The sequence below is a fragment of the Nonomuraea sp. NPDC049624 genome (assembly GCF_040675255.1).
Classification (GTDB): domain Bacteria; phylum Actinomycetota; class Actinomycetes; order Streptosporangiales; family Streptosporangiaceae; genus Nonomuraea.
In genome coordinates, this window is record NZ_JBFAOR010000003.1 from 14963 (window position 1) to 41641 (window position 26679).

Below are 26679 nucleotides of genomic sequence, written 5' to 3' on the forward strand. Positions count from 1 at the left end.
CCTCGCGCCATCTTCGCGCCTGGCGTGGTCAGTGTGACTGGGTGCCGGAGGACGGCGACGGGCAGCGGCTCTCGCCGCTCTGTCCCGCGCGGCTGGGCTTCTGTCCGGGCGCGCGGAGCCGCTCATGTGGCCCGTCGTCGTGCTCGCCCGCGCCGATCGGCTCGCCGAGACAGCCGAGGCGAGAGCGACCGCGCTGGCCGTCAACCTTGATCTCGGCGGCTTCTCCGACCGGCTCCGTGACCAGGGCAGCCGGACGCTGCGAAATCTGCGGAGTTTGGCGGTTGCGTCACTCGTGTGGCTGGACTCTTGGCGCTCCCGTCAAAGCTCAGTCATAGGACCGGATTCACACTGGTGCGAACTCATCCAAGAAGAGAACCGCAGACCCCACGGAAGGACAGCAATGGTCAAGACGTCGGAAAGCAGCCTGCCCGCGGGCGAGCGCGTTCCTCCGGAGGACACGGCGGCGGCCGGAGTCGGGGAGGGGCCGGTTCGGGTTGCCCTGGACAAGGCGTTCACCAGGGCGGCCGCGGAGTTCGGTGATCCGGGCGTCCAGGCGGTCGCGATGTGCGACGGCGAGCTGATCTGGTCGGCGAACTCCGGCAAGGCGATCAACGACCCGCCCGCGCCGGTCACCGGCTCGACGATGTTCAGCTTCGCCAGCTTCGGCAAGCTGATTCTGTGCGCGTACACCCTACGCCAGGTCGAAAGCGGGGTCCTGGCCCTAGACAACCCGATATCGGCCTATGTCGGGCAGGACGTTCCGGGCTCCGACCTGGTCACGCCCCGGATGCTGCTCACGCACACCGCCGGCTACCCGGACCTGTACGAGCTCCCCGAGACCGCTCCGCTGTTCGAGGGCGGCGACCACTACGATCCGAACGAGCCCTACACCTTCGCCATGCTGGCGAAGGGCATCTTCCAGCCAGTCAACCCCGGCGAGCGGTTTGAGTACTCCAACGCCGGATTCCTCGTCCTGACGTACATGCTGACCAGGATGTCCGGCGGAGACGAGGCGCTCGAGCGCGACCTCCGGCACTTCCTCCGACCGGCAGGGGTGACGAACGAGTCGCTGACCGCCGAACGGTCCCAGGAAGCCTTCCGTCGCCTGGCCCACGGTTACTCCATCGAGAAGGAGGGCGTGCTGGTCGACTTCTTCACTGCTTTCGGCGCCACGGGCATCCCCACCGACTTGTACGGCCTGCCGTTCGGGGACGGGCTGTTCGCTGGCACCGCGCTCGGCGGGGCCAAGTTCCTCGACGCGTTGTTCGTCGGGAAGCGGCTCCTTCGGCCCGACACGATCGAAGAGATGATCAGGACGTCTCCGCAGGCGGCCGCGCAGAGCGACACGTACGGGATGGCCACCGAGCGGGCCGAGGTCAGCGGGCGCGTCTGGCAGGGCCACCCGGGCGGGTACGGCGGATTCGGCTCGATGGGAGCGACCGACCTGACGCGTGGCGTGACCCTGATGGTCGTGGCCAACCGCATGAACGCCGATACTGCTGTGGAGATCTGGAAGGAACTGGCCGAGGCGTACGCCTCCGTCGCTCCCTGACGCAGTTCATATCCATCGTCGGGTTCGTCCTCGTCGACGTGCTGCAGGGGAATGGCCGTTGCGCGGCGGGCCGTTCGGTTACATCACGCCGTCGGAGTACGGCGGGACGCGCAAGGACAGGGGCTGGCCCGCACGCTGCTGGCCCATGTGCTGCGAGGACTGCGGGCCGACGGGTTGGACCATGCCGTACTCGACGTCGACGCCGAAAGCCCCACCGGCACCGTCGGCCTGTACCGGAGCCTCGGCTTCACCGTCACTTTTTCGGCATCCCTGTAGATAGACAGGAAAAAATGTGTAACAAGAGCGATCTGACTGTCGAATGTTCACTATGAAGCGATCTCTGGCGCTTGCCGCAGCAGCCCTCCTGACGGTCTCCGCCTCCTCGGGCGCGCCTGGCGACGCCGGTGGGGGAGATCCGTACTTTCCCGGGCAGGGCAACGGCGGTTACGACGCGGGCCACTACGATCTCGTACTCGACTACAACCCGAGCTCCAACGTCCTTCGCGGCGTCGCGACCATCAAGGCGCGCGCCACGCAGGAGTTGAGCAGGTTCAATCTGGACCTGACCGCTGACCTCGGCGTCAGCGAGGTAACGGTGAACGGCGCGCCCGCGACCTTCACCCAAGGCGGGACGGAACTCGCCGTCACGCCCGTCGCGGCGCTCGCCTCGGGCCGTGCATTCACGATCGTGGTCACCTACAAGGGCAGGCCCAAGCACGTCGTGGACCCCGACGGCTCACGCGGCGGCTGGATCCGTACCAGCGACGGTGTGTTCAACGCCAACGAGCCCCAGGGCGCGATGACCTGGTACCCCGGCAACCACCACATGACCGACAAGGCCACCTACCGCTTCTCGGTGACGGTGCCGAGTACCAGAGTGGCGGTCGCCAACGGTGACCTGATCTCGCGTAGGAGCACCGGTGACCGCGCCACGTACGTCTGGGACGCCAAGGAGCCGATGGCCAGTTACCTCGCAACCGTCACCATCGGAAAGTTCCGGCTGACCGACGCCAAGATCGGAAAGTACCGGACCATCGTCGCCGTCGACCCCAAGCTGGCCGGCAAGGCCGCGAACCTGGCCGAGCGCCACGCTCCCGTCCTCGACTACTTCGCCTCGCTCTTCGGCCCCTATCCCTTCTCCTCCACCGGCGCGATCGTCGATCACGCGCCGAAGGTGGACTACGCCCTGGAGACCCAGACCAGGCCCATCTACGCGGAGGTGCCCGGCGAGGGGCTGCTCGCCCACGAGCTGGCGCACCAGTGGTTCGGCGATTCGGTGACGCCCAGTCGGTGGCAGGACATCTGGCTCAACGAGGGCTTCGCCACCTACGCCGAGTGGCTCTGGCAGGACAAGATCGGCGAGCGAGGCCTTCAGACGTCCTTCGACATGGCCTACGCCACCCCCGCCAAGGACGCGTTCTGGAGGACGCCGCCCGCCGACCCCGGCGGCCCGGCGGCGCTCTTCCACGACCCTGTCTACTACCGCGGCGCGATGACCCTCCACGCCCTGCGGGGCAAGGTGGGTGACATGGCGTTCTTCCAGATCCTCAGCAGGTGGACGGCGGAGCACAAGTACGGCAACGCCGATACTCGCGCCTTCATCGCTCTGTCGGAGCGGGTCTCCGGCCATGACTTGTCCGGTCTCTTCACAGACTGGCTGTTCAAGCCCGGCAAACCGGCTTTCTGGTCTTAAGACGTTCGGGAGGGGGAGTCCTGTCACCCCCTCTCCGTTGAGCGCATGACGCGGCCAGCCTTCATCACCAGCTTCACGTGCTCCTCTGGCCGGGCCAGCACGGCGATGTCCTCCAGCGGATCGCCCTCCACCATCAGGACGTCGGCGTAGGCGCCGGGCGTGGTCTCGCCGATGCGGTCCTGCAGCCCGACGAGCCGCGCGGCGACGCTGGTGGCCGAGCGCCAGGCGGACATCGAGGGCCTGACCGTCGGCCCCAAAGATCAGAAGATGGGCCAGGAGGGCGCGTGGACGGCGGACGCGACATTTCGAGGTGTCCGGGTCGGCCGCGACGCCCTCGTAGGCGGCGACGGTGCGATCGGATACAAGGCGGCGATGACGCCCTCTCCAGCGGGACGGCCGGAACCGTCGAGGCTGGCGCTCCCCTGGTGTGGAGCGCGCAGTTGGAGACGAAGGTCGTCGACAAGCCGGGGACCGTCCCCAGCAGTAGGCGCCCCGCCAGGAGCAGACGGCCACCGCCGGGCCGTACGCCATGGACGCGTACCGCCCCGGCGGTCGCCTCCTGTGCGTGGACGGCGACGGCGTGCGGCCGGTGATACCGGAAAGTAGGGTCGGTCGCAGAGCCGGGAGAAGGGCTGGTGACGCGGTGGCCGGCTTCGTCCCCGCCGACCACCCGCGCACCATCGCCGACGGCGACCCGGGACTGTGGGCGCCCATGGTGATGAGAAGGGTTAAAGATCAAGCTAGGTCGGCCCGGCGCCGGGTCTGGGTCATCCGCTACACGCGCTGCGGACACGGCAACGAGTTCGGCGCCCGCGACGCCATGTCCACCGCACGAGCGGCGATGACTACGACGAAGGACATGCACCACGCCACCACCTTCGGGGCCGGTAAACCCCCACTCGATTGCACACAAGGAGTTCGCCACGGTGGACCAAGCCGCCAGCGAGTGCGTCACGAAGAACGAAGGTCGCCGGCTTCGACAAGCTCGGCCGACAGGAGAACACCAGCCCGCTCACCCGGATGATCAATGATGAGGTCTACTCCTCGATTAGGATGCCCAACGCGCCGGCCAGGGCGAAAACCAGTCCATGCGCGTCCCGGCTCTTGACGGTCGCGCCCTTGAGGCTGGTGACACCGCCGATCCCGAGCAGCACGCAGTCGGAGAAGTGCGCGCCATCCATCTGCGCCTGGAAGAACTGGGCCATGCTTAGATCACAGCGCTCGAAGCGAACTCCCCGCAGGTCGGCGTTCTGGAAATTGGCCTCCGGCACGATGCAGTCACGGAAAACGGTGTTCTTGAACGTCGAGAACCGAAACCCAGTCAGATCGGCACGGCACGTGTCGAAGAGCACGTCACGGAACGCGCATTCGGTCCAAGTCATGCCGATCAGCCGACTCCCCGACGTTCGGACACGATGCATGCCCGACGCTCTGACCGTCATGTTGGACAAGTCGCAGCGCTCCAGCTCAACATCGGTGAACCCGGTCTGGCACAGTTCGGTGCCCGCGAAATTGGCGGCCGATCCCGCCAGGCGTAGTAGCCGGACACCGAGACGTCCAGCACGCGGCAGGCCACCTCGACGGCGATGCCTCCGCCAGGTGTAGATCGTCTGACTGCTGATCTCCAGGTCGCACGCCAGGTCGGTGACCTTACGCCCCGCCTCGACCAGATCCAGCACCTTGCGCCGGAACTCTGGCGAATAGCCTCGTCGTTTCATGCGACTTTCCTCTCATCAAGCGGCACAAGAATCCAGTAACCCACCTCCACTCAACCCGGGACACACCACAGTCTCCACCGAACCCGGGGCGCTTCATGGCATTACGGCTTGATCCACCGGGACGGGAAAGAGGCGACGCCCCATCGGCCTCCGAAGGACACAAGGCAACTGGCCATGTCCACTATTGGTACCGACGCAGGATTGTTTCGATGGCCGACTGATAGATCGGCCATCCATTGTCAGGCCCGCCCGACCATGACCACTCGTACCGGCTGACCCCGAACTCCTTAGGTTCAGGCGCCCGTCCCAATGCCTCGAACATCTGCAGATACGTGACTCCAGCACTCGCCAGCCGGGACTTCTGCCGGTACACGTCGGCCAGAGGGAAATCTGTTACCCGCAGGAGCTCCTCGTATGGCTGTCCGCCGAGCTCTGCGTAGAGGGCATCGACGAAGTCATGTGCGGCGATCGGTAGGAGATCGACGCGAGGAGGGCTGGTGGGTGCCTTCTCTCCGATGGCGGTGTAAAGGCCGGTCAGGTCGCCGTTGAACCAGTGGTTCGCTGCCTTTGCGGCGAAGCGGGCGAACCGCTTGAACGTCGGCGGTCTGCCGGTGGTGGCGATCGTCTTGTTGAGTTCTCGGGCCACGGTGGTGAGTTCGGTGTGCCACCGTCGTCGCAAGTAGTCGTCGAGGTAGCGGCTGGTCCATCCGCGCCGATGACGAGTAACGATATCGCGCAGAATGCTGAAGCCGTTGCGGCGATTGCCTCCACCGGTCACTCGAAGCGCAAGGCCATCATTACCCTGGAACCAGTGCTCGTAGGTAGGAAGTTCCTCCACAGGCCCGAGGCGGCCCTCTGCTTGCTCCAGTTCGTCGAAGAGGCTGGGGTGAATAGGCGTGCCGATGTCGGCGAGTTCCGCGAGGTGGCCCTCATGGTAGGCACGCAAGCCTGACAGGGTGGTGCGTGACGTCGGCCCCTCGCAGATGTACCAGGTGGTCAGGGCTACTGCGTGCCAGAACGGCACAGCGATGCCGAAGGTCTCGGCCATCAGCCGGTGGGGATAGGGCTCGCTCACGATGGCCTCGGGCCAGCGGGAGAGGGTCGTGCCGTCCCAGAGGGAGTCGATCTCCTCCACCAGGTCGGATGGAAGCAGGGTTCGGTAGAGCCTGTGGTCCGGCCGCTGGCCGTACCCGACCGAATATCCGCCATCCTCTACCAGGCCCCAGAGGGGTTTCATTCCGGACTCCTGCCGAGCATGCACGGAGTCGAACTCTCCCCACCACCGGCGCAGGGCATCGACACGCTGCTCGACGGGTGAGACCGCTGTGGTCTGGTTGAGGAAGGCGGCCAGCATCGCCGCGACGTCGCCGACCTCTACTCCGTGCTTGGCCGCTGTCGAGCTGGCGTTGGAAATCCCGCCGACATAGAGCTTCGTCGCCGGCAAAGCGGTGACCAGCTCTTCTCCTGGGTTGGGCGGCATGCCGAGGTAGTCGAGACAGGCCAACCAGTCGCCGGCGAAGTAGGCGCTCAATGTCGGCTTCAAGGTCGAGTTGAGGACGCGACGGGCGAGTGGCGTAGTCGCGCGCGTTTTCGCGACGATCGCGCGGATGACTGTACGCAGACGCGTCGCGCGGAGGCGCGCGGCGACGGAGAGCAGGTCGTGCCGGGCCAGAGCATCCAGCAGCAGGACGCGGGCGTGGGCCTGACCAGCCCGATCCAGATGCCCCCATCCACCTCCGTAGGTGAATACCTCCACTTCAGGGGTGCGTGCTATCCCGAGGCTGGTGTAGGAGTCCAGAACCGTCGCCCAGACAGAGCGTTGATCGTCAGCGGACTGCTCCGATCCCACGGCGCGGAGCACGAGGGGCGCCATCAGAGTGTCGAAGAGCGGGATGAGCAGAGCCCAGACCAGCAGTGCGTCGGCGGTCGAGCTGAGCTGGGTACGAATCGAGTCACTCTGAGCGAGCGTGAAGCACTGTCCGGGATGATGGCGAGCATAGGCCGGAAGGTTCAGGTTGCCGGCCTTCAGCCGTGCCTCCTCCGGCAGAAACCAGGCTCCCTTTCGCTGTTGTCTCTCCAAGGAGAAAGTGTCATCGACAAAGGCACGGTCCTGCGGGGTCAGGAAGGTCATCGACACGGTGTCGCCGCTGCTGCGTCCAGGTCTGCCCGGCGTCATGGAGACCAACGGGCGGCCTGACAGCGCCATGAGCATCAGGTTCGCTGTCAGGACATCGAGCTGTTTGAAGGCCGCCTCTTGCCCTGCCTCGCGTTCAATGTGGAGAAACTCATCGGCGCCTGCGGATGCCAGCCTGGAGGCGAGCTCGGTTTCACCCATGGGCACTCCTGATCACAGCGACGAACTCCTCGAAGGTCCTCGGGCTGGTCGTGGTGGCGACGTAGGCGGCGTAGCGATGGGCCAGGGTGTTCAGTTCGCGTTCCTGGCGTCTCGCCTCCACCTGGTCGACGGTGTGGAGATATTGCTGACGATTGTCGCCGTGCTCTGCCATGACGGTCACGTGCATGTCGGCGTGCACCGGTGAGTCGATGGGGGGTGCGCCGCGATCAGGCACGGGCGCGTCGCCGAAGTCGTCAGGGACCGCGGGCCGAGGATCCATGTCGTTTTCCCTGCGCAGCGTTTCGAGGTGATCGTCCAGGCCGAGCTCTCCGTGGTAGACCAAGTCCAGATGTTGTGGCTGCGCCCGTTGGGCCAGCGCCGGATGATGCACCGTGCGGATGCCACGCCCGACCAGCTGATAGAACTCACCGAAGCTGCCGTAGGGGCGCATCGGCACTACCACAGTGATCGCCGGGAGGTCGTACCCTTGGCCAAGCATCTTCAGCTGCACGATGGCCTGAAGGTTGCCGGATTCGGACTCGAAGCGCTTGCGGATGGCGGCAATCTCTGAGTCGGTCATCGAATGGTGCAGTGTGCCGGAGGCGATGCCGTGAGCGTTGGCGATGCGGGCGATCTGCTCGGCGTGACTTTGGCCGAGCGCGGCGAACAAGGCTCGTGGCCGCACCGGTGACAGTGCCTGCGTCTGCTGGGCCAGGCAGTCACGGACGATCCGCATGACGCGGCGGATCGGTTCCTCAGAAGTGGCGGTGATTCTGGCCACCTTCCGCTCGTCATTCATGATCTCCAACAATGCGGCCTTGCCGACGATCGGTTCACGCTCGCCGCTGGGCCAGACAATCTCGTACTCCGTCTCCTCCACGTCGGGGGTGAACCTGTGGGCCCGCAGGTGCTTGGCATGGCCGTCGGCGATCGAGTCGATGAGCCGGTAGCGGTACACAACGTCCGCGGTGATGGTCCTGCCATCGGCACGGTTGAAGCATGCGGACATCAGCAAGCGCCGGGCGCGCGGGAATCGTGCAAAGAGACGCCGGTATGACTCTGCAGCGGCGATATGGGCCTCGTCGATCACGATGAAGTCGATGTCATCCGGCTCCAGCTTGGACAGCAGGCCGCTGTCCGGACCTCCGAGGGAATGGAAATTGGTGACGATCACATCTGACTTGAGCAACTGCACCCGGCTGACAGCCTGGATCGTGCCTAGCTCGGTGTCGAGGATCTCGGCGGCCGGAGCCCTCATGCCGGAAAGCAACGGTCCGCCCCGCAGTGTGTAGAGCACGTTTCCCGCCCTCTCCGGGTCCAGGGCATTGGCAAACGTTCCCCGGATCACGCGTCCCGGAGTGACGATCAAGGCCCTGCGCCGGGTGAAGGCCAGTGTGGCGGCCACGCCCAAGGCCGTCTTGCCGGCGCCGACGGACATTACGCAGGCGGCGTTGATGTCACCGCGCCGGTAGTAGTTCGCCAGTGCGACGAGGGCTTCTTTCTGGCATTCACGCAAGGGGCTCAGGTTCAGGTGCCGGCGGGCGCGGTCGAAATAGCCGCCCGCGGTCACCGTCGGCCGGGGCGGCGGGGGAGTGATGAACCCCAGCGGGTTGGGGTCCATGTCGTCAGGGACCGGGACGATGGGATCGGGAATCAGATAGGTGGCCAACAGCGGATCCCGTCGCAGCACTTTCTGCAGCTGCGTCACACAGCGGGCGGTGTGCTCACGGATGGCGGCATAGGAGAAACGGAGAACCTCATATTTCAGCCCCACGAGGTCGTTCTGCCGAATCCGATCGTGCACGAAGGCTGACCTGGAGCTGTGGAACTCGTAGCCGTCGAGCTCGACTACTACCTGTGATCGCACGCCGGAAATCAAGTAGTCGAGATGATAGGAACGGTCGTCGGCCGATACCGGATGCTGTGCGTGCACGTGCGTGGCGATGCCCGGCATGGCGGCAGCACTCAGGACCCACTTGAGAAACGCGTTTTCCAAAAAGGAGTCACCGGTCAGGGCGTCGATCAGGCGAGTCTCGTGCACCGGGCCTCCTCGTCGAGGGCGGCGACCTTGGCTTCAAGATCCTCCAGCCGGTATCCGTCGTCGAAGCGCCGTAGCCTCCTGTTGATCGCGAGAGCTTCTCGTAGTGCTCCTTCCGTCCGCAGGAGCGACACCCACGTCGCCACACCGGAGAAGTGGAAGTAGCCTTTCGTTGCGTCATTCTCATCGATCAGGAATGGCCGGGGGGCGGCCTCGATCAGGCGGAGATCCAGATCGGCGAAGATCTCAAGGAACTGCAGGCCGCCCGGATCAGAAGCACGAGCCGACCACAGCCGGCCGATCGCGCTCTGCAGCAGGAAATGGTAATCCGAGATGGTACCTGGGATTTCCAGCCCTTCCCACACCCATCGAACCAGTGACGGGATATCCATGCCGCGCATCTCGGCGGAGGCTCTGGCATGCGCTGGCGAAGCGGATGTGTGCCCGCTGGGAGTGGGCCAGTAGATGTAGCCGTTGTCCGCCTTGATGGGCCTGACGTGGGTCTCAGGCAGGCGGCTTCTGTCCACGCCGGGGCTGCCGGCGAATCCGACACCGCTGACCTCGGCCATTCGGGGATACCACGCACGCACCAGGGGATGCTCCTCTCACGTTCAGGGGGTCGGAGATCTAGATCAGCCAAGCATGCGGGCGAAGGCATGGGGGGTGACGATGGGGATGCCGTACGCGCGTGCCTTGCGAGCCTTGCCGGATAGGGAATCGGGGTCGGCCGCGACGACGAGCCTGACCTTCTTGGTCACGTTGGGGTGCGGGAGGTAGCCCGCTTGGCGGGCTCGGCCCTCCCACACTTCCCGGCCGTCGTCCATCTCGCCGGTGAACACGACCGGGTCACCTGGATGCAACTCGAACCGCCTTACGGTGGCGACGGGGACGGTGGCCACGTTCAATGCCTGTTCGACGGCGGTGTCGGGCAATCCGAGCAGAGAGGCGACGAGCTCTAGTTCGCGTCGTTCCGCGTTGGTGACGATCCCGTCAGCCAGGGCCGCTCGTGCGATCTCAGCGAGGTAGTCGCGGTGCAGGGCTTCGAGTTCTACGCGGCTGAGACCGAGTGAGGTCGCCAGCTCCACTAGGGCGTCGGCTTCGGTGGCGGAGATGTGGTGGTCGAGAAGCACCCGGTCCAGGAGAGCAAGGTACGGCTCGGCTGTCATAGGCTGCGCCGTCTGGGGGACGCGGTCAAGGATGCGGGCGAGGAAGTGGCTCTGGCGTTCGGCTGAGATGCCTCTGCGCACACAGTCTTTCCGGGTCTCGTCGAGCACCGGCCATGGGATGGTCGTGTTGGTGCTGTGAAGCACTGTCGGCCAAGGGTAGGCGGGGCGGGACAGGGCCAGATAGTGATGAAGCAGCTCGGAAGCAGCGCGAGCGTCGATCAAGGCGTCATGGTGGCAGTCGAGGGATATGTCCGCTACTGCGCAGCAGCCTGCCAGGTTCCGTGGTGCGTGGGGCAGGAAGCGGCGTGCCTCGGTCATGGTGCATACGCCGAAGTCCAGCAAGGATGGAATCGGGGTACCGATGCGGGCAAATTCGTATTGCAGGAATTCGGCGTCGAACCGGAGATTATGGGCCACCGGCACTCGATGCCGCAGCAGCGAGAGCACAGTGCCTGCGATTTCCTTGAAGGTCGGCGCGTGGCGGATGTCGGAGGCGCTGATGCCATGGATGTGCTGCGGGCCGAGGTCACGTTCCGGGTTGACCAGCGTGTTCCACTCGCCCGTCACCCGCCCGGTGGGATCGGTGTGGACGATGCCGATCTCGATGATCCGGTCATGCCATGACGGACGTAGCCCTGTCGTCTCAACATCGATCGCCGCATAACCGATCTGGCTGGCGCTCATGGTTTCCTCCTCGCGCATAGTCCCTTAGAGAAGTCGCCTGCCAAGAAGGAATCGCCTGCCCTGTCTGCGGAACGTGATTGAAGCGTGATGTCCGGGGGGTGAAATGCCTCGTATGTTCTGGATGCCGCATTTGAATTAGCCAATGGCGAGGCGCTCAAACAGTTGCCAGTCAGTGCCTTCCTGGCAAGGAGTCATGCGCCAGAGTTCTCGTCCGCTGGGCTCGCCCGCCGCCCCCACCCTCTTTGCGAGCTGTCCCAACGTGATGAGTGCTGGAACTCGCGCGATGGCTGCGCCCGATGGGATGCGCCCCTCAGGATCGGTCTGCGCTTGGGCCATCGCCAAGCTTTCTGCTGGAGGGTCAAGCCGTGATTCCGGACCTCGTCGCCCGGCCTCTGCTGCATGTCGGCCGATGATCGTGCGCCCGCGCTGACTTGGCTCGTGAGCATCTCGTACGCACCGATCAGCGCGAAGCCCGTCCATCCAGCGATGAGACGCGCGGCGAGTGTGGGTTAAGCGACGGCGATGTTGGTCGCCACACTGGCGATGCTGCTTGCGAGAAGCATGCTCCACAGCAGCGGCCCGCGTCGGGATCCGCTGCGACTGGTAAGGAGCGAGGATATGGAGGCGGCGACGATGGCGCCGTCGTGGCACGCCGACCAGGTGAAGCGACGCTGGACCTCTCCCAAGTACCAGCCGTGACGGCCACCGATCCCGCCCACCATGCGCGCCCTCGCTGTGCCTGGCCGCCGAGAACCCGGACTGGGGTGCCGGCGTATCTCCGACCTGGGCCGAAACACGTGTGCTGACGATAGAAGGCCAGATCAGATTCTATGGGCGAGTTTCGGCACCGCATAGGGCCGACGTGCGTGCCTTCACCGGGTTTCGGGAGTGCGGTGTCGAGGATGCCGAGAAGGCGGCCGAGTGGCTGTCCGGCGACGTGTGCCTGTCCGAGCGGCGGGCCGACCGGGTACGGGCGGCGCTGCTGGCCCATTTGAAGGATGAGCGGATCGAGCCGCCGGCCAAGCAGCGACTGCAGCGGATCGTCGGCTCTGCGCTGGACCAATCCGAGAAGGCACTAACACTGCGCGTCTGGTCACGGGTCAGTGACGACGTGGCCGAGCGCATGTTCACCCTGATCGAGCGCCGCGGCGAGGACGGCGCCGAGACGGAAGATCGGGATTCAGGAGGCCGGTGGTGAGATCGGGGACGGCGGTGAGGAGGTGTCGGCGGAGGCTGAGGGCGTGGACGTGTTCGCGGCGATCCGGCAGGACCCCGGCAACGTGAGCGTCACCACGATGGGGGGTTCACGAGTAGGCGTGAGCTGGGCGAGCATGGGCCTGTTGATCATCGCTTCCCAGGGACGACTTGATCGTTTCCCGCGTGGTGTCGGTGTACAGGTCGATCCGCATGGCGCGGTTCAGACACCCATGCCGCCGGACCAGGTACGGCGCTCCAGAGCGACGGCGTAATGCGGCATTACCGATGCCTACGCACGTTGTGTGATCCTTAGTCGGATGCGAAAGGCTTCGAGTGTGCTCGCTGTCCTGGTCCTTGCCAGCGTGTGTGTGTTGGCCTCCGACACGGCCCTGAGCGTTTATGGGCGGACGGCTGATGACGCCGACGAGTCGGCGTCGCGCTGGACGGTGAGATACACCACCCAAAGCGGTTTACGGTTGGTGCCGACGGCGGACGGCGGGGCATTACTGTTCGCCGCGGAGGGTCGTCGGCGTGCCTGGTCGATGCTGCGCTGGGATGGGGTCTCCTGGAAGCGCGCCGGGCTGCCCAAACAGCTCGGCAAGGCCTCGCAGCTCGAAGTCGGCGGCTCGCCATCCGGCGAGACGATCTGGGCGGTCGCGACCGTGCAACATGTGGACGACAACACAGAGGATCTGTGGCGGTGGTCTCATGGAAGCTGGACGCGGCAACGGTCCCTAAGCGCGATGTGGAACCCGGTGATCGATATCGCCGTGGACTCCCGAGACAATGCGTGGTTCGTCACCTCCATGGACCCCGACGGCGGGGATTCGACGGTGTTGTATCACAGCGGGAAGGCATGGCGTCAGAGCACGCTGCCGGTGCGCTCTTTGGCCGCGGTCGCCGCAACGGGTCCGGATGACGTGTGGGCGGTGAGCGACGCGCAGATGAGCAATGAGGTGGCCGTCACGCTGCATTGGAACGGCACAGATTGGAAGAAAGTCGATCATCCGTGCATGGTGGAGTCGGCTCGGTCATCGTGTCGCGGGCGGCGCTACCTCCAGCAGATGAGTCTGGCCGCACAGCCAGATGGCCACGCGTGGGCGGTCGGCCCCGCCTGGGCGGATGGTGGCAGCCCGATCGTGCTGCACTGGGACCGCACCCAATGGAAGCAGGTGAGCCTGAACCTGGTGCAGACAGCTTTGACTGCGGTGCGCACCGACCCGGCGAGCGGTCTGTGGATCGCCGCCAACCCCGCCTCCGGCGCCCCCTATGTGATCAACCTACGCGACGGCAGATGGACCAAATCAACCTTGCCCGGGGGCAGTCCGGCTGACCGCATCATCGATATCGCACCAAGGCCGGGCACGACGCGGCTCTGGGTCCAAACCGAGCGCCACGAACTCGCCGACAACCAGCGCGGCGACAAGAAGACTTCATCGATATACGAGCTAGTTCAGTAAGGGATCTTGCAGTCTTGGGGGGTCAGCGATGCCATTGCCGCCTACAGTTTGGAGTTGCAGCCATGCGTTGAGTGATGGTGATGGTCTGGGATCGCCGCGAGGGAGGCGATGGTGACGTCACTGCTGGCAAAGCTGGAGCGGGCCGAGGAGTCTGCACGGCAGCAATGGGCTGAGCTGTCCGGGCAGATGGGGGAGCTGCAGGAGCGGCTGGCCGTGGCGGAGCGTCGCCTGGAACGGCTGTCCATCGCGCGCGAGGAACTGACCGCGCTGGAGGCGGCCGACGGGCCGGCTGTGGTGGAGGCCGGGAAGGTCGCTGGCATCCGTCCTCATGGTGCGGGCGACACCACGCCGAGGGCTTCCGGGCGCGCGGAGGTTCCCCAGGAGCGTCCGGTTCTGCGGGGGTTGGGCAAGGACGCGGTGGTGTTGCTGGCCAGTTCCGACAAGCCGTTGCGGGCGCGGGAAGTGGTGCGGGCGCTGGGTCAGCAGGATGTCCGCGGTCAGGTGGAGGGGATGCGCGCGCGGCTCAAGCGACTGGTGGACGATGGCTGGCTGGCCGAGCGGGAGCAGGGCTTGTTCACGATCGGGGCCGGAGGGAACGGGTTCGCCGGTGAAGGGAGCGCCGCCACGAGCTGAGTACGGCTTGCCGGTCTGGTGCCGGATCGAAAAGTGGTGCCGCCGAGTTACAGCTCGATGGCACCGGGTTGCGTGAGCGCAACAGGTCCTAACTCTTTGAAGGCTCGCGCTTTCCGAGCGTAACGCGATAGGTGATCGCTTGGAGGCTGTCGAGCCACATGACGGCCGCTTCTGCCCGGATGTCCGGGTTGTCGGGGCGGCGGAGAGAAGGCTCGACCATGCCGTCGAGGTCATCACGGCGTTCTGCTCCGGGCTCGGCGTCGTCATCGGGACGCCGGAGTTCCCTGCGGCCACAGCCGGACCCCGAGCGCGGTCTCCAGCAGGGCGAGGGTGGCCACGTCCGGCCAGGAGCGGCCGGCGAGCAGGTCGGCGTTCTCCGGGGGAGCTCAGCCTGTGGTGTGATGTTGCAACTGTGGTGACGGGAGAGGGTTTCGCAACAGTTCTCCTGCCCTATGGCTCTTGTGGCTCGTAGTTGTCATACCTCTGTCTCGAGAGCGAGGTGGGCGGGTGCGAGCCTTCCCGGTGACGATGCCCTCTGGCGCGCGGTACTGGACGGTGCTTGGTGAGGACCTGGCGGTCGTGCCGGTGGCGGATCAGTTCCTGCGGGAGACCCGGCTCGGGCGCGACCGCGCCGAGTCGACGACGGAGGCGTACGCGCGGGCGATCGCGTTGTTCCTGCGGTGGTGCGTACGCACCGGCCGCGACTGGCGGACGGCGGCCGCGGAGCTGGGCCTGTTCATGGTGTGGCTGAAGTTCACCCCGGCAGGAGCGGGCACCGTTGTGCGGGGGCCGGGCGGCGAGCCCGCGCGCGCTGCGGACGTGATCGGTGGATCCTCCGATGCCGGTTTCAGATGTGGTCGAAGAGGTCTGCCGCCTTGCCGATGACTCGGATCGCGGCCTGCAGGTCCTTGGGCGGGACGTCCGCCAGCGCTTGCTGCCATCGCTGCTGCCATCGGTCGCGGGCCTCGGTCACGAGGGCGCGCCCGTGGTCGGTGAGGACAATCTGGATGGCGCGCCGGTCTGTGAGGCTGCGTTCACGTCGGATCACACCCTTGGCTTCGAGGGCGTCCAGCATGCCGGTCATGGTCGCCGGGGTGACGTCGGCGTAGTCGGCCAGTTGCCGCGCGGTGGCCTGCCCCGCCTCAGCCAGGCCGTCCAGCGCGCGCAGCTGGGTTCCCGACAGTTCACCACCGGCGGCCTGCTCACGGCCGCGCTTGCGCCGAAACGCCGCGAACAGCTCCGCGACCGCCTGCTCCACCTGTTCGACCTGGTCCTTCTCCGCACCCATCTGCGGATCCTAACAGTCTGGACCCTGATGATGTGGACATATATTCTATGGAGCCATATTGTATGGAGCCTAACTAATGAAGTGAGGTCCCCACGTGACTGAATCTCTTGCCCCTGCCGCCCCCTCGGGCGCCGCGCCCCAGCTCGGGCGCGGCGTCGTGGCGGCGGTGATGGCGGCGCTGATGCTCGGCCTGCTGCTGGGCGCGCTTGACCAGATGATCGTCGCCGCGGTGATGCGGACCGTCGCCGACCAGCTGAACGGCCTGACCCTGCAGGCCTGGGCGACCACCGCCTACCTGATCACCGGAGTGGTCTCCACGCCGCTGTACGGGCGGCTGTCGGACATCTACGGCCGCAAACCGCTCTACCTGGCCTCGATCTCGCTGTTCCTGGTTGGCTCGCTGCTGTGCTCGGCGGCGCAGTCGATGTACGAGTTGGCCGCGTTCCGCGCCGTGCAGGGGCTCGGCGCCGGCGGGCTGATGGCGCTGGCGTTCGCGATCCTGGCCGACATGCTGCCGCCGGAGCGCCGTAGCCGGTACCAGGCCTGGTTCGGGGCGGTGTTCGGGATCTCCAGCGTGGCCGGACCGGTGCTCGGCGGGCTGTTCGCCGGGATGGACAGCTTCCTCGGCGTGGCGGGTTGGCGCTGGGCCTTCCTGGTGAACGTGCCGGTAGGGCTCGTCGCCCTCGTCCTGGTGGTCAAGCTCTACCGGCTGCCGCACACCCGCACCGACCACCGCATCGACTACGGCGGCGCGGTGACGCTGCTGCTCGGACTGGTGCCACTGCTGGTCGTGGCCGAGCAAGGAGGCCACTGGGGCTGGGCCTCGTCGCGCACGCTCGTCCTGGCCACCGTGGGCGTCGCCGGGCTGGTCGGGTTCGTGCTGGTCGAACGGCGGATGGGCGATGAGGCCCTGCTGCCGCCGCGGCTGTTCGCCAGCCCGCTGTTCACGATGAGCAACGCCGTCAACGTCGTGGTCGGCATGGGCGTGTTCGGCGGGCTCAGCGTCCTGCCGCTCTACCTGCAGATCGTCAAGGGCCTGTCCCCGACGGCGGCGGGGTTGATGCTGCTGCCGCAGACCCTGGGAATCGTCGCGGCGGGCCGGCTGTGCGGCCCCTTCGTCACCCGTACGGGCCGCTACAAGGGCCTGCTGCTGCTCGGCCTGGCCGTCATGACCGCGTGCGCCTTCGCCTTCACCCGATTGTCGCCCGGCACGCCGCTGTGGTTCACCGCTCTCATCACGACCGTCATGGGCCTGGGCATCGGCCTGTGCTTCCAGGTCATGCTGATCGCCATCCAGGCGTCCGCACCCGCAGGTACCATGGGTGCCGCCAGCGCCTCCTACACCTTCTTCCGGCAGCTCGGCGGCGCCGCCGGAACCGCCGTCTACCTGTCGATCCTCTTCTCGCTGGCCGAGGAACGCATCGCCGCCGTCCTTCATCGGGCGGAGAACACCACGGCCTTCCAGGCCGCGCTGCACACCCCTGCGGTGACCAAGGATCCCGGAGCGCAACGCCTGCTGGCCGGTCTGGACGGCAGAGCCGGCATCGACCTCAACGACACCTCCTACCTCGACCATCTCGACGCCCGCCTGGCCGCGCCCGTCCTGGACGGCATGGCCAGCGCGATGGACACCGTGTTCGTGGTGGTCGGCTGCGTCATGGCCGTCGGTCTGGTCCTCGCACTGTTCCTGAGGGAGAAGACCCGTGACTGAGGTGGAGATCTGGTCGGACATCATGTGCCCGTGGTGCTACATCGGCAAGAAGCGCCTGGAGCGGGCCCTCGCCGGCTGCGACGACATCCGCGTCACCTGGCGCAGCTTCGAGCTCCGTCCCAGCCAGCCGGCCATCCCCGGCGCCACCCTGGCCGAAATGATGGCGCAGCGCTTCGACCTGCACGGTCCCGACCTCGCGGCCGTCTTCCAACGCATCCGGCAGCTGGGAACGGTCGAGGGGCTGGATCTCAATCCCGCCACTGCCCGCCCGGTCAACTCCTTCGACGCGCACCGCCTCATCCACCTGGCCGCCGACCATGACCTGGCAGACAGCGTGGTCGAGCGGCTGTTCCAGGCCCATCTCGCCGACAACATCAACGTCGCCGACCCCGCAATTCTTCGGCCCCTCGCCGCACGCGCCGGCCTGCCCGACGCGGCAGTCCGTTCCGTCCTGGACACTGACGCCTACGCCGCTGACGTCCGAGCCGATGAGGAACGCGCGATCCAGCTCGGCGTCCGTCAGGTACCCACCTTCGTCATCAACGGCGCACCCGCCATCGCCGGAGCCCCTGAGGTCACCGAACTCCGCACCCTCCTGACGAGCAAGACATCGCGATGACACGCCGCAGCCGACCTCCATGTCCCCCATGATCGGAGTCCAGGGCTCGCGCGGCCCCAGCGGCGGCGGGGCTGTCTTCGCGTCGAGCACGGAGGCGTTCGGTTTGTGCCTGCGTGTGCAGGTGTCCGCGTTGGAAGCGGCGCGCAGCGAAGGGCTGGGATGTCGAAGGTGTGCCAGGGTCCGAACCACAGGGAGGCCCCGCGCGACGTGGGCCGCCTTCCTGCGAGAGCGGGAGGCGCACGCGGACGCGGTGGACCGCTGGCCGGCCGAGGGCGGCGAGGGGGAACCGCCTGCCGAACCCCTGGTGCCGGTGGTGGTGTGGCGGCCGGGGGAGCCGCTCCACTGCGGCCGGTGCCGGGCGCCGTCGTGCAGCCGGTGACGGGCGAGCTGCTGGCGCTGCGCCGGGGATCGTAGGGGAGCGGCCGGCGCTCGCGGACCTGGTGCCCGCGGGCCGGTCCGGGGTGGTGCTGAGAGTTCTCATTTTCTGTCAGTACTGATTGTCATCAGGTTGTCAGTAAGAACAGATGGAGCTTCATGGGAGTCGATTCTGGCATCGGGAGGGAGGAACGGACGGCCAAGCGCGAGGCGAACGACTGTGGGTAGGTAGGTGGGCATTTCCGTAAACGTCACAGTTTCCCGGCTTTGATCGTTACACTTTGGAATCATTTGGATTGCTAGAGTTACCATTCGGGGTGTTGGCCGCGCATGTGACCGAACTGCCCAAGTGCGGCAACGCGTCTGCACGCACGCGTGCTCACCGCCGGTGCGAGGGAGCGGCTATGCGCAAACGCGTCGACACCTCCAATGAGGGCAGTCTCCATCACCTCCGCGGGGCCCGCCACGCGCCGCCTTCTGGCACTCGATGAGCGTCAGGAGCTCACCACCGCGCACGTCCGCCTGCTGAGCACCTGCATGGGGATCAGCGAGCGAACACTATGGCGATGGGTCCGCGCCGGGCATGAAGAAGGCCGCACCTGGAGGAATGGCTGACCCGCCTCGAACTCGCCCGCCTGAAGGCGTTGCTCGGCCTGTTCAAGGTGACTCGACCGTCTGAAGAAGATCTGAACCGCCCCGGGTTGATGGAGGCTTTGGTGTGCCCTGGGTTCGATGGAGTCGTTGTAGACCCGCGGCCGGGCAGCTTGAGAGCGGCGTCCATCACGGACGAGTATCGAGGCGATCACGCGGTATTCTCGGAGCTAGCAAACCGACTGATCAGTCAGTAGGCTCGCCGACGAAATCCACAGCGGCTTCGAGCAAGGGACACCGCGATGCCTGGACCTGATCAACTCGCCGGCCGTACGGCGGTCATCACCGGTGGGGCCAGCGGCATCGGGGCCGCGCTCTCGGCCGAACTCGGCGCGCGCGGGATGTCGGTCGTCGTGGCCGACATAGACGGCGCCGACGCCCGGCGCCTCGCCCGCGAACTGGGCGAGAGCGGGATTCCCGCGCTCGGCATTCGCGTCGACGTCTCCGACCCCGAGTCGGTCGACGCCCTCGTGCAGGCCAGTTACGCCGAGTTCGGCTCCGTCGAGGTGCTCTGCAACAATGCGGGCGTGCTCGCCTTCGGCACGGTCGCCGAATCGTCGCTCGGTGACTGGCGCTGGCTCTCGTCGGTGAACATCGAGGGCATGCTCAACTGCCTGCGTGCCTTCCTGCCGAGGATGCGCGAGCGGACCGGGTGGCGACACGTGATGAACACCGCGTCGACCCATGCCTTCCTGCCTGAACCGCAGGGCACGTCCCTCTACAGCGCCACAAAACACGCCATCGTCGGCCTCTCACTCGGGCTGCGGGCCGAACTCGCGCCCGACGGCATCGGTGTCACGATTCTGTGCCCAGGGCAGGTGGCGACCCGCATCCTGGACTCCCAGCGCAACCGGCCCGACGTGTTCGGTCCCCCGGCGGCCGACTTGTTCGGAACAGGCACCGTCCCGATGGCCATCGAACCCGGCGTGGTCGCGCGCGACGCCGTCGAAGGCATGCTGCGCGGCGCCCCCTTCGTCTTCTCGCTTCCCGCGCACGACCACGACCGGTTCCGGGCCCAGTTCGAGGAGCTGTGGCGGCTCGCGGGCGACGCCCTGAACGACAGCGTCGAGCCGTAGGGACATCTCGATGGACGAGCGGCTCCCGCCCCAGTCCCCGCCGCAGACTCACGCGGCCGGCGTCTCTTCGACCGCGCCCGCGCCTCCTGAGTTGTCCGGACCCGGCGACCGGCACGGGGAGGAGCGCGGTCTGCGGCGGCTGTTCGTCACCGTGCCGTTCGTCAGCGCCGCCGCACCGCTGGGCTACGCCGTCTCGGCCTACTTCCTGGCGCTTCAGGTGCAGGCCATCGACACCACGGCCAAGGTCGAGAACCTGACCATCGTCAACACCATGAGCGCGCTCGCCGCGATGATCATCCAGCCGCTCGTCGGTGTCCTGTCCGATCGCACCCGTACGCGCTTCGGCGCACGTGCGCCATGGATGCTGGCCGGAGCCCTCTTCGGCGCCGTCGGGCTGATCACCGCGGGACTGTCGACGACCGTGACTCAGTTGGTCGTGGTCATGATGGCCGTACAACTCGGCTTCAATGCCCTCCAGGGTCCGCTCGCGGCGATCCTGCCCGACCGCGTGCCCTCCCGGCTGCGCGGACGGTACTCGACGCTCACCGGGCTCGGCGCGATCGCCGCGGCGATCGCGGGCCCGGTCCTCGCTTCCGCCTTCGCCACCCGCATCCCCGTCGGCTACGCCGGCTTCGCGGGCGTCATCCTGCTGATCATCGTGGTGTTCGTCGTGGTCAATCCCGACACCGACAACCGCGGTGTGGCACGGCCGGCGTTCTCCATCCGGGCCTTCCTCAAGGCGTTCTGGGTCAATCCCCTGCGCCATCCCGATTTCTTCTGGGCGTTCCTGGGCCGCGTGCTCATCTTCGGCGGCTACTACATGGTGCAGACCTTCAACATCTACATCGCCCAGGAGTACATCGGCCTGAGCCTCACCGAGGCTGCGCGGCTGGTTCCCCTGATCGGACTGATGGGCCTGCCCGGGTTCATCATCGCCATCGCGGTGTCCGGGCTCCTGTCGGACCGTGTGGGCCGGCGCAAGCCGATCGTCCTGGTCGGCGGGCTCATCATCGCCGCATCGGCGCTGTTCCTGCTGATCTTGCCGAGTGTGGCCGGTCTGATGATCTCGACGGTCGTCCTGACCATCGGCTTCGGTGTCTTCATCTCGGTGGACCAGGCCCTCGTCTCGGAGGTCCTGCCCAGTGAGGACGACCACGCCAAGGATCTGGGCGTGATCAACATCGCCGCTACCCTGCCGAACACGATCGCGCCCGTCGTCGCCGGCGGCATCGTCACGATCTTCGGAGGGTACGCGGCGTTGTATCCCGTGGTGGCGATCGTCGCGGGCGCGGGCGCTCTGGCGGTTCTTCCGATCAAGAGAGTGCGCTGACGGGGCAAGGCGCCCTCCCGAGCGGCCGGCCACGCGGGTGAACGGTAGGCTGTCGCGGAAGAAATTGGGCCTTGCGCAACCATGTCCGCCTGCGTCGAGCGAGGCACCCCGACGACAGGAACGACGGATGGCGAAGACGCATGACGCCGAGCGAGCCGGTGCCGCCCGGCGCGCCAAGATCGTGAGCTCCGCCCTCAGGCTGTTCGCGGTACAGGGCTACCGGGGGACCTCCCTCGCGGCCGTCGCCAGGCAGGCCGGGATCACCCAGTCCGGCCTGCTGCATCACTTCCCCACCAAGGAAGCTCTGCTGGCCGAGGTGCTTGCCGAACGCGACCGGCAGACATTCGACGCGGTCGAGGTCGGCCGCGAGTACGAGGGGCCGGCCATGGTCCGCGCCCTGGAGATCGTGGACGACATGGTCAGGCGGAGCCGGCAGAACCGCGAGCTCACCCGCATGGGGCATCTCGGCGCCTTCGGCTCGAACGACCTCCCGGAGATCGCGCTGGAATGGGCGCGGGAGCGTGTCCGCACGTTCCGTGCCCATCTGGCCGCCGTGGTCCAGGAAGGCGTCGCTACCGGGCACGTACGCGCGGATGCCGACCCCACTGCGGTGGCGTCGCTCATCATCGGCACTATCACCGGCCTTGAGGAGCAATGGCTGCTCGACGAGTCCTTCGACATGGTCGCGGCGATGGGCGCCTTCATCCGGATCCTGCGCCGCGACCTGATCATCGAGGGCTAGCGCCGCCCCGGCCGGAACCGTGGGCGAAGCCCGTGCGGGCCTCGCCCACTTGATCGGTTGTCAGACCTTGACGGCGTTCGTGGAGTCGGCATGCTGCCGGTCGGCCTCGTTCCCGCGCAGGCTCTCGCCTTCGATGTCGAGATTCGGCAGGACCCGGTCGAGGGGCCGGGGCAGCCACCAGGCCGCGCGGCCGAGCAGCGACATCGCGGCCGGCACCAGGGTCAGGCGGACGACGAACGCGTCGACGAGCACGCCGACGGCCAGCGCGAAACCGATGGACTTGATGATCGGATCGTCCATGAACACGAAACCGCCGAACACGGCCGCCATGATCAGCGCGGCGGCGGTGACGACGCGGGCGTTGTGACCCAGGCCGTTGACGGTGGCCTGCCGTGGGCTGTCGCCGTGCACGAAGTCCTCGCGCATCCGGGAGACGAGGAAGACCTCGTAGTCCATGGCCAGGCCGAACAGGATCCCGATGAGCAGGATCGGCAGGAAGCTCACCAGCGGCCCGGGGACGTCGATGCCGAGCAGGTCGGCCAAGTGCCCCTGCTGGAAGATGGCCACGGTGATGCCGAACGTGGCGCCGACGGTGAGCAGGAAGCCCAGCGCCGCTTTGAGCGGCACCAGCACCGAGCGGAAGACCAGCATCAGCAGCAGGATCGACAGCCCGGCGACGAGCAGCAGGTAGACGGGCATCGCCTCGGCGAGTTTCGCCGACACGTCGATGCCGATGGCGGTGGCGCCGGTCAGGGCGATGGTGGCGCCCTGGACGGCGGCCACGCGCTCCCGGATGGAGTGCACGGTCCGCTCTGTGGCCGCGTCGGTCGGGCCGGCCTTGGGGATGATGGTCATCAGTACGGTGGTGCCCTGCTGGTTGGGCTGCGGCGGGGAGACGTGGAGCACACCGTCCGTGGACTCGATCAGCCGCGCGGCCTGCTCGGCGGCCATGCTGGTGGCCTGGGCGTCGTCGCCGGAGACGACGGCGATCAGCCTCCCGTTGAAGCCGGGCCCGAATCCCTCGCTGATCAGGTCGTAGGCCTCGCGGGCCGCCGAACCGGAAGCCGCGGTGCCGGCGTCGGGCAGGGCCAGGCGCATGTCCTGGGCGGGCAGGGCCAGCGCGCCCAGCCCGGCGACGCCGACCAGCAGGATCGGGATCCGCAGCCGGGTGACGAGCCGGCCCCAGGCGTACCCGAAGCCCTCGGGCCCGGGGGCGGGCATCCGCCCGCCACGCTGCCTACGCGGCAGGACGCGGGCGTCGGCGAAGCCGAGCATCGCGGGGAGCAGGGTGAGGGCGACCAGCACCGCCAGGGTGATGGTGCCGGCCGCGGCCAGCCCCATGACGCTCAGGAAGGGAATGCCGACCACGGAGAGGCCGGCCAGGGCGATGACGACGGTGGCGCCGGCGAAGACCACAGCGGAACCCGCGGTGCCGATCGCACGCCCGGCGGCTTCCTCCGCAACCTCACCCTCGGTGAGGTACTGCCGGTAGCGGAAGGTGATGAACAGCGAGTAGTCGATGCCCACGGCCAGCCCCAGCATCAACGCCAGGATGGGCGCGGTGCCGGTCAGTTCCAGCACCCCGCTGAGGGCGAACAGCCCGGCCATCCCGGCCGCGACGCCGATCAGCGCATTCAGCAGCGTCATGCCGGCGGCCACCAGAGAACCGAAGGTGATGAGGAGGACCACCGCGGCGACCAGGACACCGAGCGCCTCAGTGGAGCCGATCTCCCCTCCCGCCTTCATGATCTCGCCGCCGTGCTCCGCCCGGAGCCCGCGCGCGGAGGCGCCGACCTGCTCGTACGCCGTACGCTGCGCCGCGCTGACCTCGTCGGCCGGGGTGTCGAACTGGACCTGGACCAACGCGTAGCGGCCGTCGGGAGTGACCGAACCGGCCGTGAAGGGATCGATGGCGGCGATCACACCGGGGACTCCACCGGCCTCCCGCACGACGGCCGCGACCGCGGCCTTGTCCAGTTCCCGTCCTTCGGGCGCGGCGAGGACGATGGTTCCGGTCACGCCACCGGCCTGCGGGAACTGCACCCGCAGGGAGTCGAGCGCCCGCTGGGACTCCGTGCCGGGGATCGAGAAGTTGTCAGTGGTGGGACCCATGAAGGCGGCGGCCGCCCCGCTCAGCAAGGTGAGCAGGAGCAGCCAGACGGCCAGCACACGCCCTCGGCGGCGGAAGGAGAACCGGCCGAGCCGATACAGCACAGAAGCCATGAAGGATGTCTTTCCTCGAAGTTCAGCGGGGGTCGCGGCCGAGCGTGCGCAGGGCGCCGTCGATCAGCTCGGCACGCAGGTCCTCGTCCGGCACCGGTATGTCACTGGCGCAGGTCACCGATACCGCGCCGATGACCATGTAGGCGGTGACCAGGCCCCGGGACTCGGTCGAGCCGTCCACCATCGCGGTCATCAGCCGCCCCACGACGGCGGGCACGGCACCCAGAGCCGGATGACCGGCCAGCGCGGGAATGTCCTGGAACAGGACTTTTACCTCGCGCCGGAACCTCATGGCCAGATCGACGAAGCCCGTGACGGCCGCGTCCACCGCCTGGTCTCCCTCAAGCCCGGAAAGCCGGGCGTCCAGCTCTCCCAGCCCTTCACCAGCGGGGGTCAGCAACTCGGCGAGGATCGCCTCCTTGCTGACGAAGTAGTAGAGCAAGGACGCCTTCGAACAGCCGACCACCTGAGCGATGTCGTGCAGTGAGGTGCCCTTGTATCCACGCGTGGCGAACAGACTCAACGCCGAGTCCAGGATGTGGCCGCGCAGGGCGGAAGCGGGACGTGCCATGCCCTCAACCATAACTGTCCGATCGGTCAGATCTGACCGATCGGACAGGATTCGACTGTGGCCTTCCTCACGGCCCTCCGCTCGGGTCCGTGGTCATCAGATGCAAAGTAGCTGCAAGTGTGGTGGTGCTCGGCTTCGATGCGACGGACCGGGTGCGCACCGTGCTGGCCGGGGACGCCGAGCCGCTCGGCGCGCAGGCCCTGGGCACCGCGGAACGCGGCCTGGCCCTGGACGGCGAGTGGGAGATCGCCGTCGAGGAGTACGAGACCGCCCGCGCCCCCTACTCCTGCGCCGGCGGCACCTTCGACCAGGTGGCCAAGGCCGCCCGCGCCGAGTTCGACACCTTCGCCGACGCGGTCGCGCCCTGGCGCGGCGACGGCACGCCCGCCGCCGAACTGGCCGCCTACGTGTTGTGGTCGGCCACCGTCCGGCCCGCCGGGTTCGTCACCAGGCCCGCTGTGCTGATGTCGAAGCACTGGATGGACAAGGTGTGGAGCTGGGACCACTGCTTCAACGCCATCGCCCTGGCGGGCGGCCTGCCCGAGCTGGCCTGGGACCAGTTCCGGCTGCCCTTCGACCACCAGGACGACGCCGGCGCGCTGCCCGACTCCGTCACCCATTCGGAGATCCTCTACAACTTCGTCAAGCCGCCCGTGCACGGCTGGGCCCTGCGCCGCCTGCCTCCGGCGCCCGACGTCTACCCGCTGCTGGAACGCTGGACCACGTTCTGGCTGACGGCCCGCCGCGCCCCCGGACGCGAGCTGCCGCACTACCAGCACGGCAACGACAGCGGCTGGGACAACGCCACGACCTTCGACCCCGAGCGCGTCGTCGAGACCGCCGACCTGGCCGCCTTCCTCGTGCTCCAGATGCGCGAACTGGCCCGCCTGGCCCCCGACCCCGGCAGGGGGGCGCACTGGTCCGGCGCCGCCGACCGCATGCGGGACGCGCTGCTGGCCGAGCTGTGGACGGGGGAGCGGTTCGTCGCCCGCGGCGCCCATAGCGGACGCACCTGGTCCACCTCCAGCCTGCTCGACCTCATGCCCATCGTGCTCGGCGACGAGCTGCCCGAACCGGTGCACACGGCGCTGGCCGCCCGCATCGAGTCCCACCTCACCGCGTACGGACCGGCCACCGAACACCCCGACTCCGAGCACTACCAGGACGACGGCTACTGGCGCGGGCCCATCTGGGCCCCGTCGACCGTGCTCGTCGAGGACGGCCTGCGCCGGGCCGGCCACACCGCCCTGGCCGACGAGATCAGCGCCCGTTTCCGCAGGCTGTGCGAGCAGTCGGGGTTCGCGGAGAACTTCGACGCGCGCACCGGCGAAGGACTGCGCGACCGCGCCTACACCTGGACGGCCGCCGCCTACCTCATCCTCGCGGGCGCCCATGAGCAGCGCGAGCAGCGCGGGCAGCGGCCTGACCCGGCCTTGGGACCCTCCTGATCTCGTGACATCGATTCGAGCCAGGCTCGCCGTCCCGTCGGCGCGGGGGACCGGGTGAACATCGCGGAGATCGCCAGGCGGGCGGGCGTGTCGCGGAGCACCGTCTAAGCCGCCTGGCTGCCGCCTTGTTCAGGACGGCGGGCCGCCTTGGCGCACAACGCTGCTCCCC

Annotated in this window: 23 protein-coding genes and 1 pseudogene; 14 read left to right on the plus strand and 10 right to left on the minus strand. The window is 67.4% G+C overall.

Annotation, left to right across the window (positions count from 1 at the left end; all coding sequences use genetic code 11):
- Positions 1-124 precede the first annotated feature (124 nt).
- The 3 genes from AB0J76_RS11755 to AB0J76_RS11765 are packed head-to-tail and all read left to right on the plus strand — an operon-like array spanning position 125 to position 3245.
- On the plus strand, positions 125-1552 hold the full coding sequence (locus tag AB0J76_RS11755) for a serine hydrolase domain-containing protein (RefSeq protein WP_352321283.1): 1428 nt from the start codon (positions 125-127) through the stop codon (positions 1550-1552).
- A 51-nt stretch (positions 1553-1603) separates the two neighbouring features.
- Positions 1604-1828, plus strand: coding sequence for a GNAT family N-acetyltransferase (locus tag AB0J76_RS11760; RefSeq protein WP_352321281.1), 225 nt, complete (start codon positions 1604-1606; stop codon positions 1826-1828).
- A gap of 52 nt (positions 1829-1880) precedes the next feature.
- The gene (locus AB0J76_RS11765) at positions 1881-3245 is read left to right on the plus strand and encodes a M1 family metallopeptidase (protein ID WP_352321279.1); all 1365 of its coding nucleotides are present in this window, start codon (positions 1881-1883) and stop codon (positions 3243-3245) included.
- Between the two features lie 23 nt (positions 3246-3268).
- On the opposite strand, the gene AB0J76_RS11770 is transcribed toward AB0J76_RS11765, so the two are convergent.
- From AB0J76_RS11770 to AB0J76_RS11800, 7 genes and pseudogenes are all read right to left on the minus strand, one after another.
- Positions 3269-3478, minus strand: coding sequence for an amidohydrolase family protein (locus AB0J76_RS11770; protein WP_352321278.1), 210 nt, complete (start codon positions 3476-3478; stop codon positions 3269-3271).
- An 804-nt stretch (positions 3479-4282) separates the two neighbouring features.
- Entirely contained in the window at positions 4283-4777 is a 495-nt protein-coding gene (locus tag AB0J76_RS11775; RefSeq protein ID WP_364389781.1) for a pentapeptide repeat-containing protein, read from the minus strand.
- A 90-nt stretch (positions 4778-4867) separates the two neighbouring features.
- A pseudogene (locus tag AB0J76_RS11780) lies at positions 4868-4963 on the minus strand (hypothetical protein); the annotation flags it as partial.
- 181 nt (positions 4964-5144) lie between these two features.
- The gene (locus AB0J76_RS11785) at positions 5145-7298 is read right to left on the minus strand and encodes a hypothetical protein (RefSeq protein WP_352321276.1); all 2154 of its coding nucleotides are present in this window, start codon (positions 7296-7298) and stop codon (positions 5145-5147) included.
- Positions 7291-9339: a DEAD/DEAH box helicase family protein gene (locus tag AB0J76_RS11790; RefSeq protein ID WP_352321274.1), complete on the minus strand. Its 2049-nt coding sequence runs from the start codon at positions 9337-9339 to the stop codon at positions 7291-7293. Before AB0J76_RS11790 ends, AB0J76_RS11785 begins: the two co-directional genes overlap by 8 nt.
- On the minus strand, positions 9321-9905 hold the full coding sequence (locus AB0J76_RS11795; protein WP_352321272.1) for a hypothetical protein: 585 nt from the start codon (positions 9903-9905) through the stop codon (positions 9321-9323). Before AB0J76_RS11795 ends, AB0J76_RS11790 begins: the two co-directional genes overlap by 19 nt.
- Before the next feature lie 63 nt (positions 9906-9968).
- Positions 9969-11186, minus strand: coding sequence for an exonuclease domain-containing protein (locus AB0J76_RS11800; RefSeq protein ID WP_352321271.1), 1218 nt, complete (start codon positions 11184-11186; stop codon positions 9969-9971).
- Positions 11187-12048: 862 nt separating this feature from the next.
- Here AB0J76_RS11800 and AB0J76_RS11805 point away from each other — a divergent pair.
- The 5 genes from AB0J76_RS11805 to AB0J76_RS11825 all read left to right on the plus strand — a co-directional run bounded on the left by AB0J76_RS11805 (position 12049) and on the right by AB0J76_RS11825 (position 15361).
- Positions 12049-12384: a hypothetical protein gene (locus AB0J76_RS11805; RefSeq protein ID WP_352321269.1), complete on the plus strand. Its 336-nt coding sequence runs from the start codon at positions 12049-12051 to the stop codon at positions 12382-12384.
- Between the two features lie 43 nt (positions 12385-12427).
- A complete protein-coding gene (locus tag AB0J76_RS11810; protein WP_352321267.1) occupies positions 12428-12655 on the plus strand; it encodes a hypothetical protein in 228 nt (75 codons plus the stop codon).
- 63 nt (positions 12656-12718) lie between these two features.
- Complete coding sequence (locus tag AB0J76_RS11815; protein WP_352321265.1) at positions 12719-13843, plus strand: hypothetical protein; 1125 nt, start codon at positions 12719-12721, stop codon at positions 13841-13843.
- A gap of 108 nt (positions 13844-13951) precedes the next feature.
- Complete coding sequence (locus AB0J76_RS11820; protein ID WP_352321263.1) at positions 13952-14476, plus strand: hypothetical protein; 525 nt, start codon at positions 13952-13954, stop codon at positions 14474-14476.
- Positions 14477-14983: 507 nt separating this feature from the next.
- Positions 14984-15361, plus strand: a complete 378-nt coding sequence (locus tag AB0J76_RS11825) for a hypothetical protein (RefSeq protein WP_364389373.1) — start codon at positions 14984-14986, stop codon at positions 15359-15361.
- Here AB0J76_RS11825 and AB0J76_RS11830 read toward each other — a convergent pair.
- Positions 15324-15764, minus strand: coding sequence for a MarR family transcriptional regulator (locus AB0J76_RS11830; protein ID WP_352321259.1), 441 nt, complete (start codon positions 15762-15764; stop codon positions 15324-15326). The genes AB0J76_RS11825 and AB0J76_RS11830 overlap by 38 nt on opposite strands.
- A gap of 94 nt (positions 15765-15858) precedes the next feature.
- On the opposite strand from AB0J76_RS11830, the gene AB0J76_RS11835 reads away from it, so the two are divergent.
- The 5 genes from AB0J76_RS11835 (at position 15859) to AB0J76_RS11855 (ending at position 22268) form a co-directional block, all read left to right on the plus strand.
- Positions 15859-17475, plus strand: a complete 1617-nt coding sequence (locus tag AB0J76_RS11835; protein ID WP_352321257.1) for an MDR family MFS transporter — start codon at positions 15859-15861, stop codon at positions 17473-17475.
- A complete protein-coding gene (locus tag AB0J76_RS11840) occupies positions 17468-18094 on the plus strand; it encodes a DsbA family oxidoreductase (RefSeq protein ID WP_352321255.1) in 627 nt (208 codons plus the stop codon). Before AB0J76_RS11835 ends, AB0J76_RS11840 begins: the two co-directional genes overlap by 8 nt.
- A 1268-nt stretch (positions 18095-19362) precedes the next feature.
- Positions 19363-20196: an SDR family NAD(P)-dependent oxidoreductase gene (locus tag AB0J76_RS11845; protein ID WP_352321253.1), complete on the plus strand. Its 834-nt coding sequence runs from the start codon at positions 19363-19365 to the stop codon at positions 20194-20196.
- Between the two features lie 10 nt (positions 20197-20206).
- Positions 20207-21526 carry an MFS transporter gene (locus AB0J76_RS11850; protein ID WP_352321251.1) on the plus strand — a complete coding sequence of 440 codons (1320 nt, stop codon included), beginning with the start codon at positions 20207-20209 and terminating at the stop codon, positions 21524-21526.
- Between the two features lie 127 nt (positions 21527-21653).
- Positions 21654-22268, plus strand: a complete 615-nt coding sequence (locus AB0J76_RS11855; protein ID WP_352321249.1) for a TetR/AcrR family transcriptional regulator — start codon at positions 21654-21656, stop codon at positions 22266-22268.
- 60 nt (positions 22269-22328) lie between these two features.
- On the opposite strand, the gene AB0J76_RS11860 is transcribed toward AB0J76_RS11855, so the two are convergent.
- The gene (locus tag AB0J76_RS11860) at positions 22329-24491 is read right to left on the minus strand and encodes an MMPL family transporter (protein ID WP_352321248.1); all 2163 of its coding nucleotides are present in this window, start codon (positions 24489-24491) and stop codon (positions 22329-22331) included.
- A gap of 22 nt (positions 24492-24513) precedes the next feature.
- Positions 24514-25062: a helix-turn-helix domain-containing protein gene (locus AB0J76_RS11865; protein ID WP_352321246.1), complete on the minus strand. Its 549-nt coding sequence runs from the start codon at positions 25060-25062 to the stop codon at positions 24514-24516.
- Between the two features lie 125 nt (positions 25063-25187).
- Between AB0J76_RS11865 and AB0J76_RS11870 the strand changes: the two genes are divergently transcribed.
- The gene (locus AB0J76_RS11870; protein WP_364389377.1) at positions 25188-26510 is read left to right on the plus strand and encodes a hypothetical protein; all 1323 of its coding nucleotides are present in this window, start codon (positions 25188-25190) and stop codon (positions 26508-26510) included.
- Positions 26511-26679: the final 169 nt, after the last annotated feature.

What these genes read in the sequence shown, in the direction of transcription:
- AB0J76_RS11755 (WP_352321283.1), top strand. Translation starts at nt 125, where the DNA reads ATGTGGCCCGTCGTCGTGCTCGCCCGCGCCGATCGGCTCGCCGAGACA.
- AB0J76_RS11760 (WP_352321281.1), top strand. Translation starts at nt 1,604, where the DNA reads ATGGCCGTTGCGCGGCGGGCCGTTCGGTTACATCACGCCGTCGGAGTA.
- AB0J76_RS11765 (WP_352321279.1), top strand. Translation starts at nt 1,881, where the DNA reads ATGAAGCGATCTCTGGCGCTTGCCGCAGCAGCCCTCCTGACGGTCTCC.
- AB0J76_RS11770 (WP_352321278.1), bottom strand. Translation starts at nt 3,478, where the DNA reads ATGTCCGCCTGGCGCTCGGCCACCAGCGTCGCCGCGCGGCTCGTCGGG.
- AB0J76_RS11785 (WP_352321276.1), bottom strand. Translation starts at nt 7,298, where the DNA reads ATGGGTGAAACCGAGCTCGCCTCCAGGCTGGCATCCGCAGGCGCCGAT.
- AB0J76_RS11795 (WP_352321272.1), bottom strand. Translation starts at nt 9,905, where the DNA reads ATGGCCGAGGTCAGCGGTGTCGGATTCGCCGGCAGCCCCGGCGTGGAC.
- AB0J76_RS11800 (WP_352321271.1), bottom strand. Translation starts at nt 11,186, where the DNA reads ATGAGCGCCAGCCAGATCGGTTATGCGGCGATCGATGTTGAGACGACA.
- AB0J76_RS11820 (WP_352321263.1), top strand. Translation starts at nt 13,952, where the DNA reads ATGGTGACGTCACTGCTGGCAAAGCTGGAGCGGGCCGAGGAGTCTGCA.
- AB0J76_RS11830 (WP_352321259.1), bottom strand. Translation starts at nt 15,764, where the DNA reads ATGGGTGCGGAGAAGGACCAGGTCGAACAGGTGGAGCAGGCGGTCGCG.
- AB0J76_RS11845 (WP_352321253.1), top strand. Translation starts at nt 19,363, where the DNA reads ATGCCTGGACCTGATCAACTCGCCGGCCGTACGGCGGTCATCACCGGT.
- AB0J76_RS11850 (WP_352321251.1), top strand. Translation starts at nt 20,207, where the DNA reads ATGGACGAGCGGCTCCCGCCCCAGTCCCCGCCGCAGACTCACGCGGCC.
- AB0J76_RS11855 (WP_352321249.1), top strand. Translation starts at nt 21,654, where the DNA reads ATGGCGAAGACGCATGACGCCGAGCGAGCCGGTGCCGCCCGGCGCGCC.
- AB0J76_RS11860 (WP_352321248.1), bottom strand. Translation starts at nt 24,491, where the DNA reads ATGGCTTCTGTGCTGTATCGGCTCGGCCGGTTCTCCTTCCGCCGCCGA.
- AB0J76_RS11865 (WP_352321246.1), bottom strand. Translation starts at nt 25,062, where the DNA reads ATGGCACGTCCCGCTTCCGCCCTGCGCGGCCACATCCTGGACTCGGCG.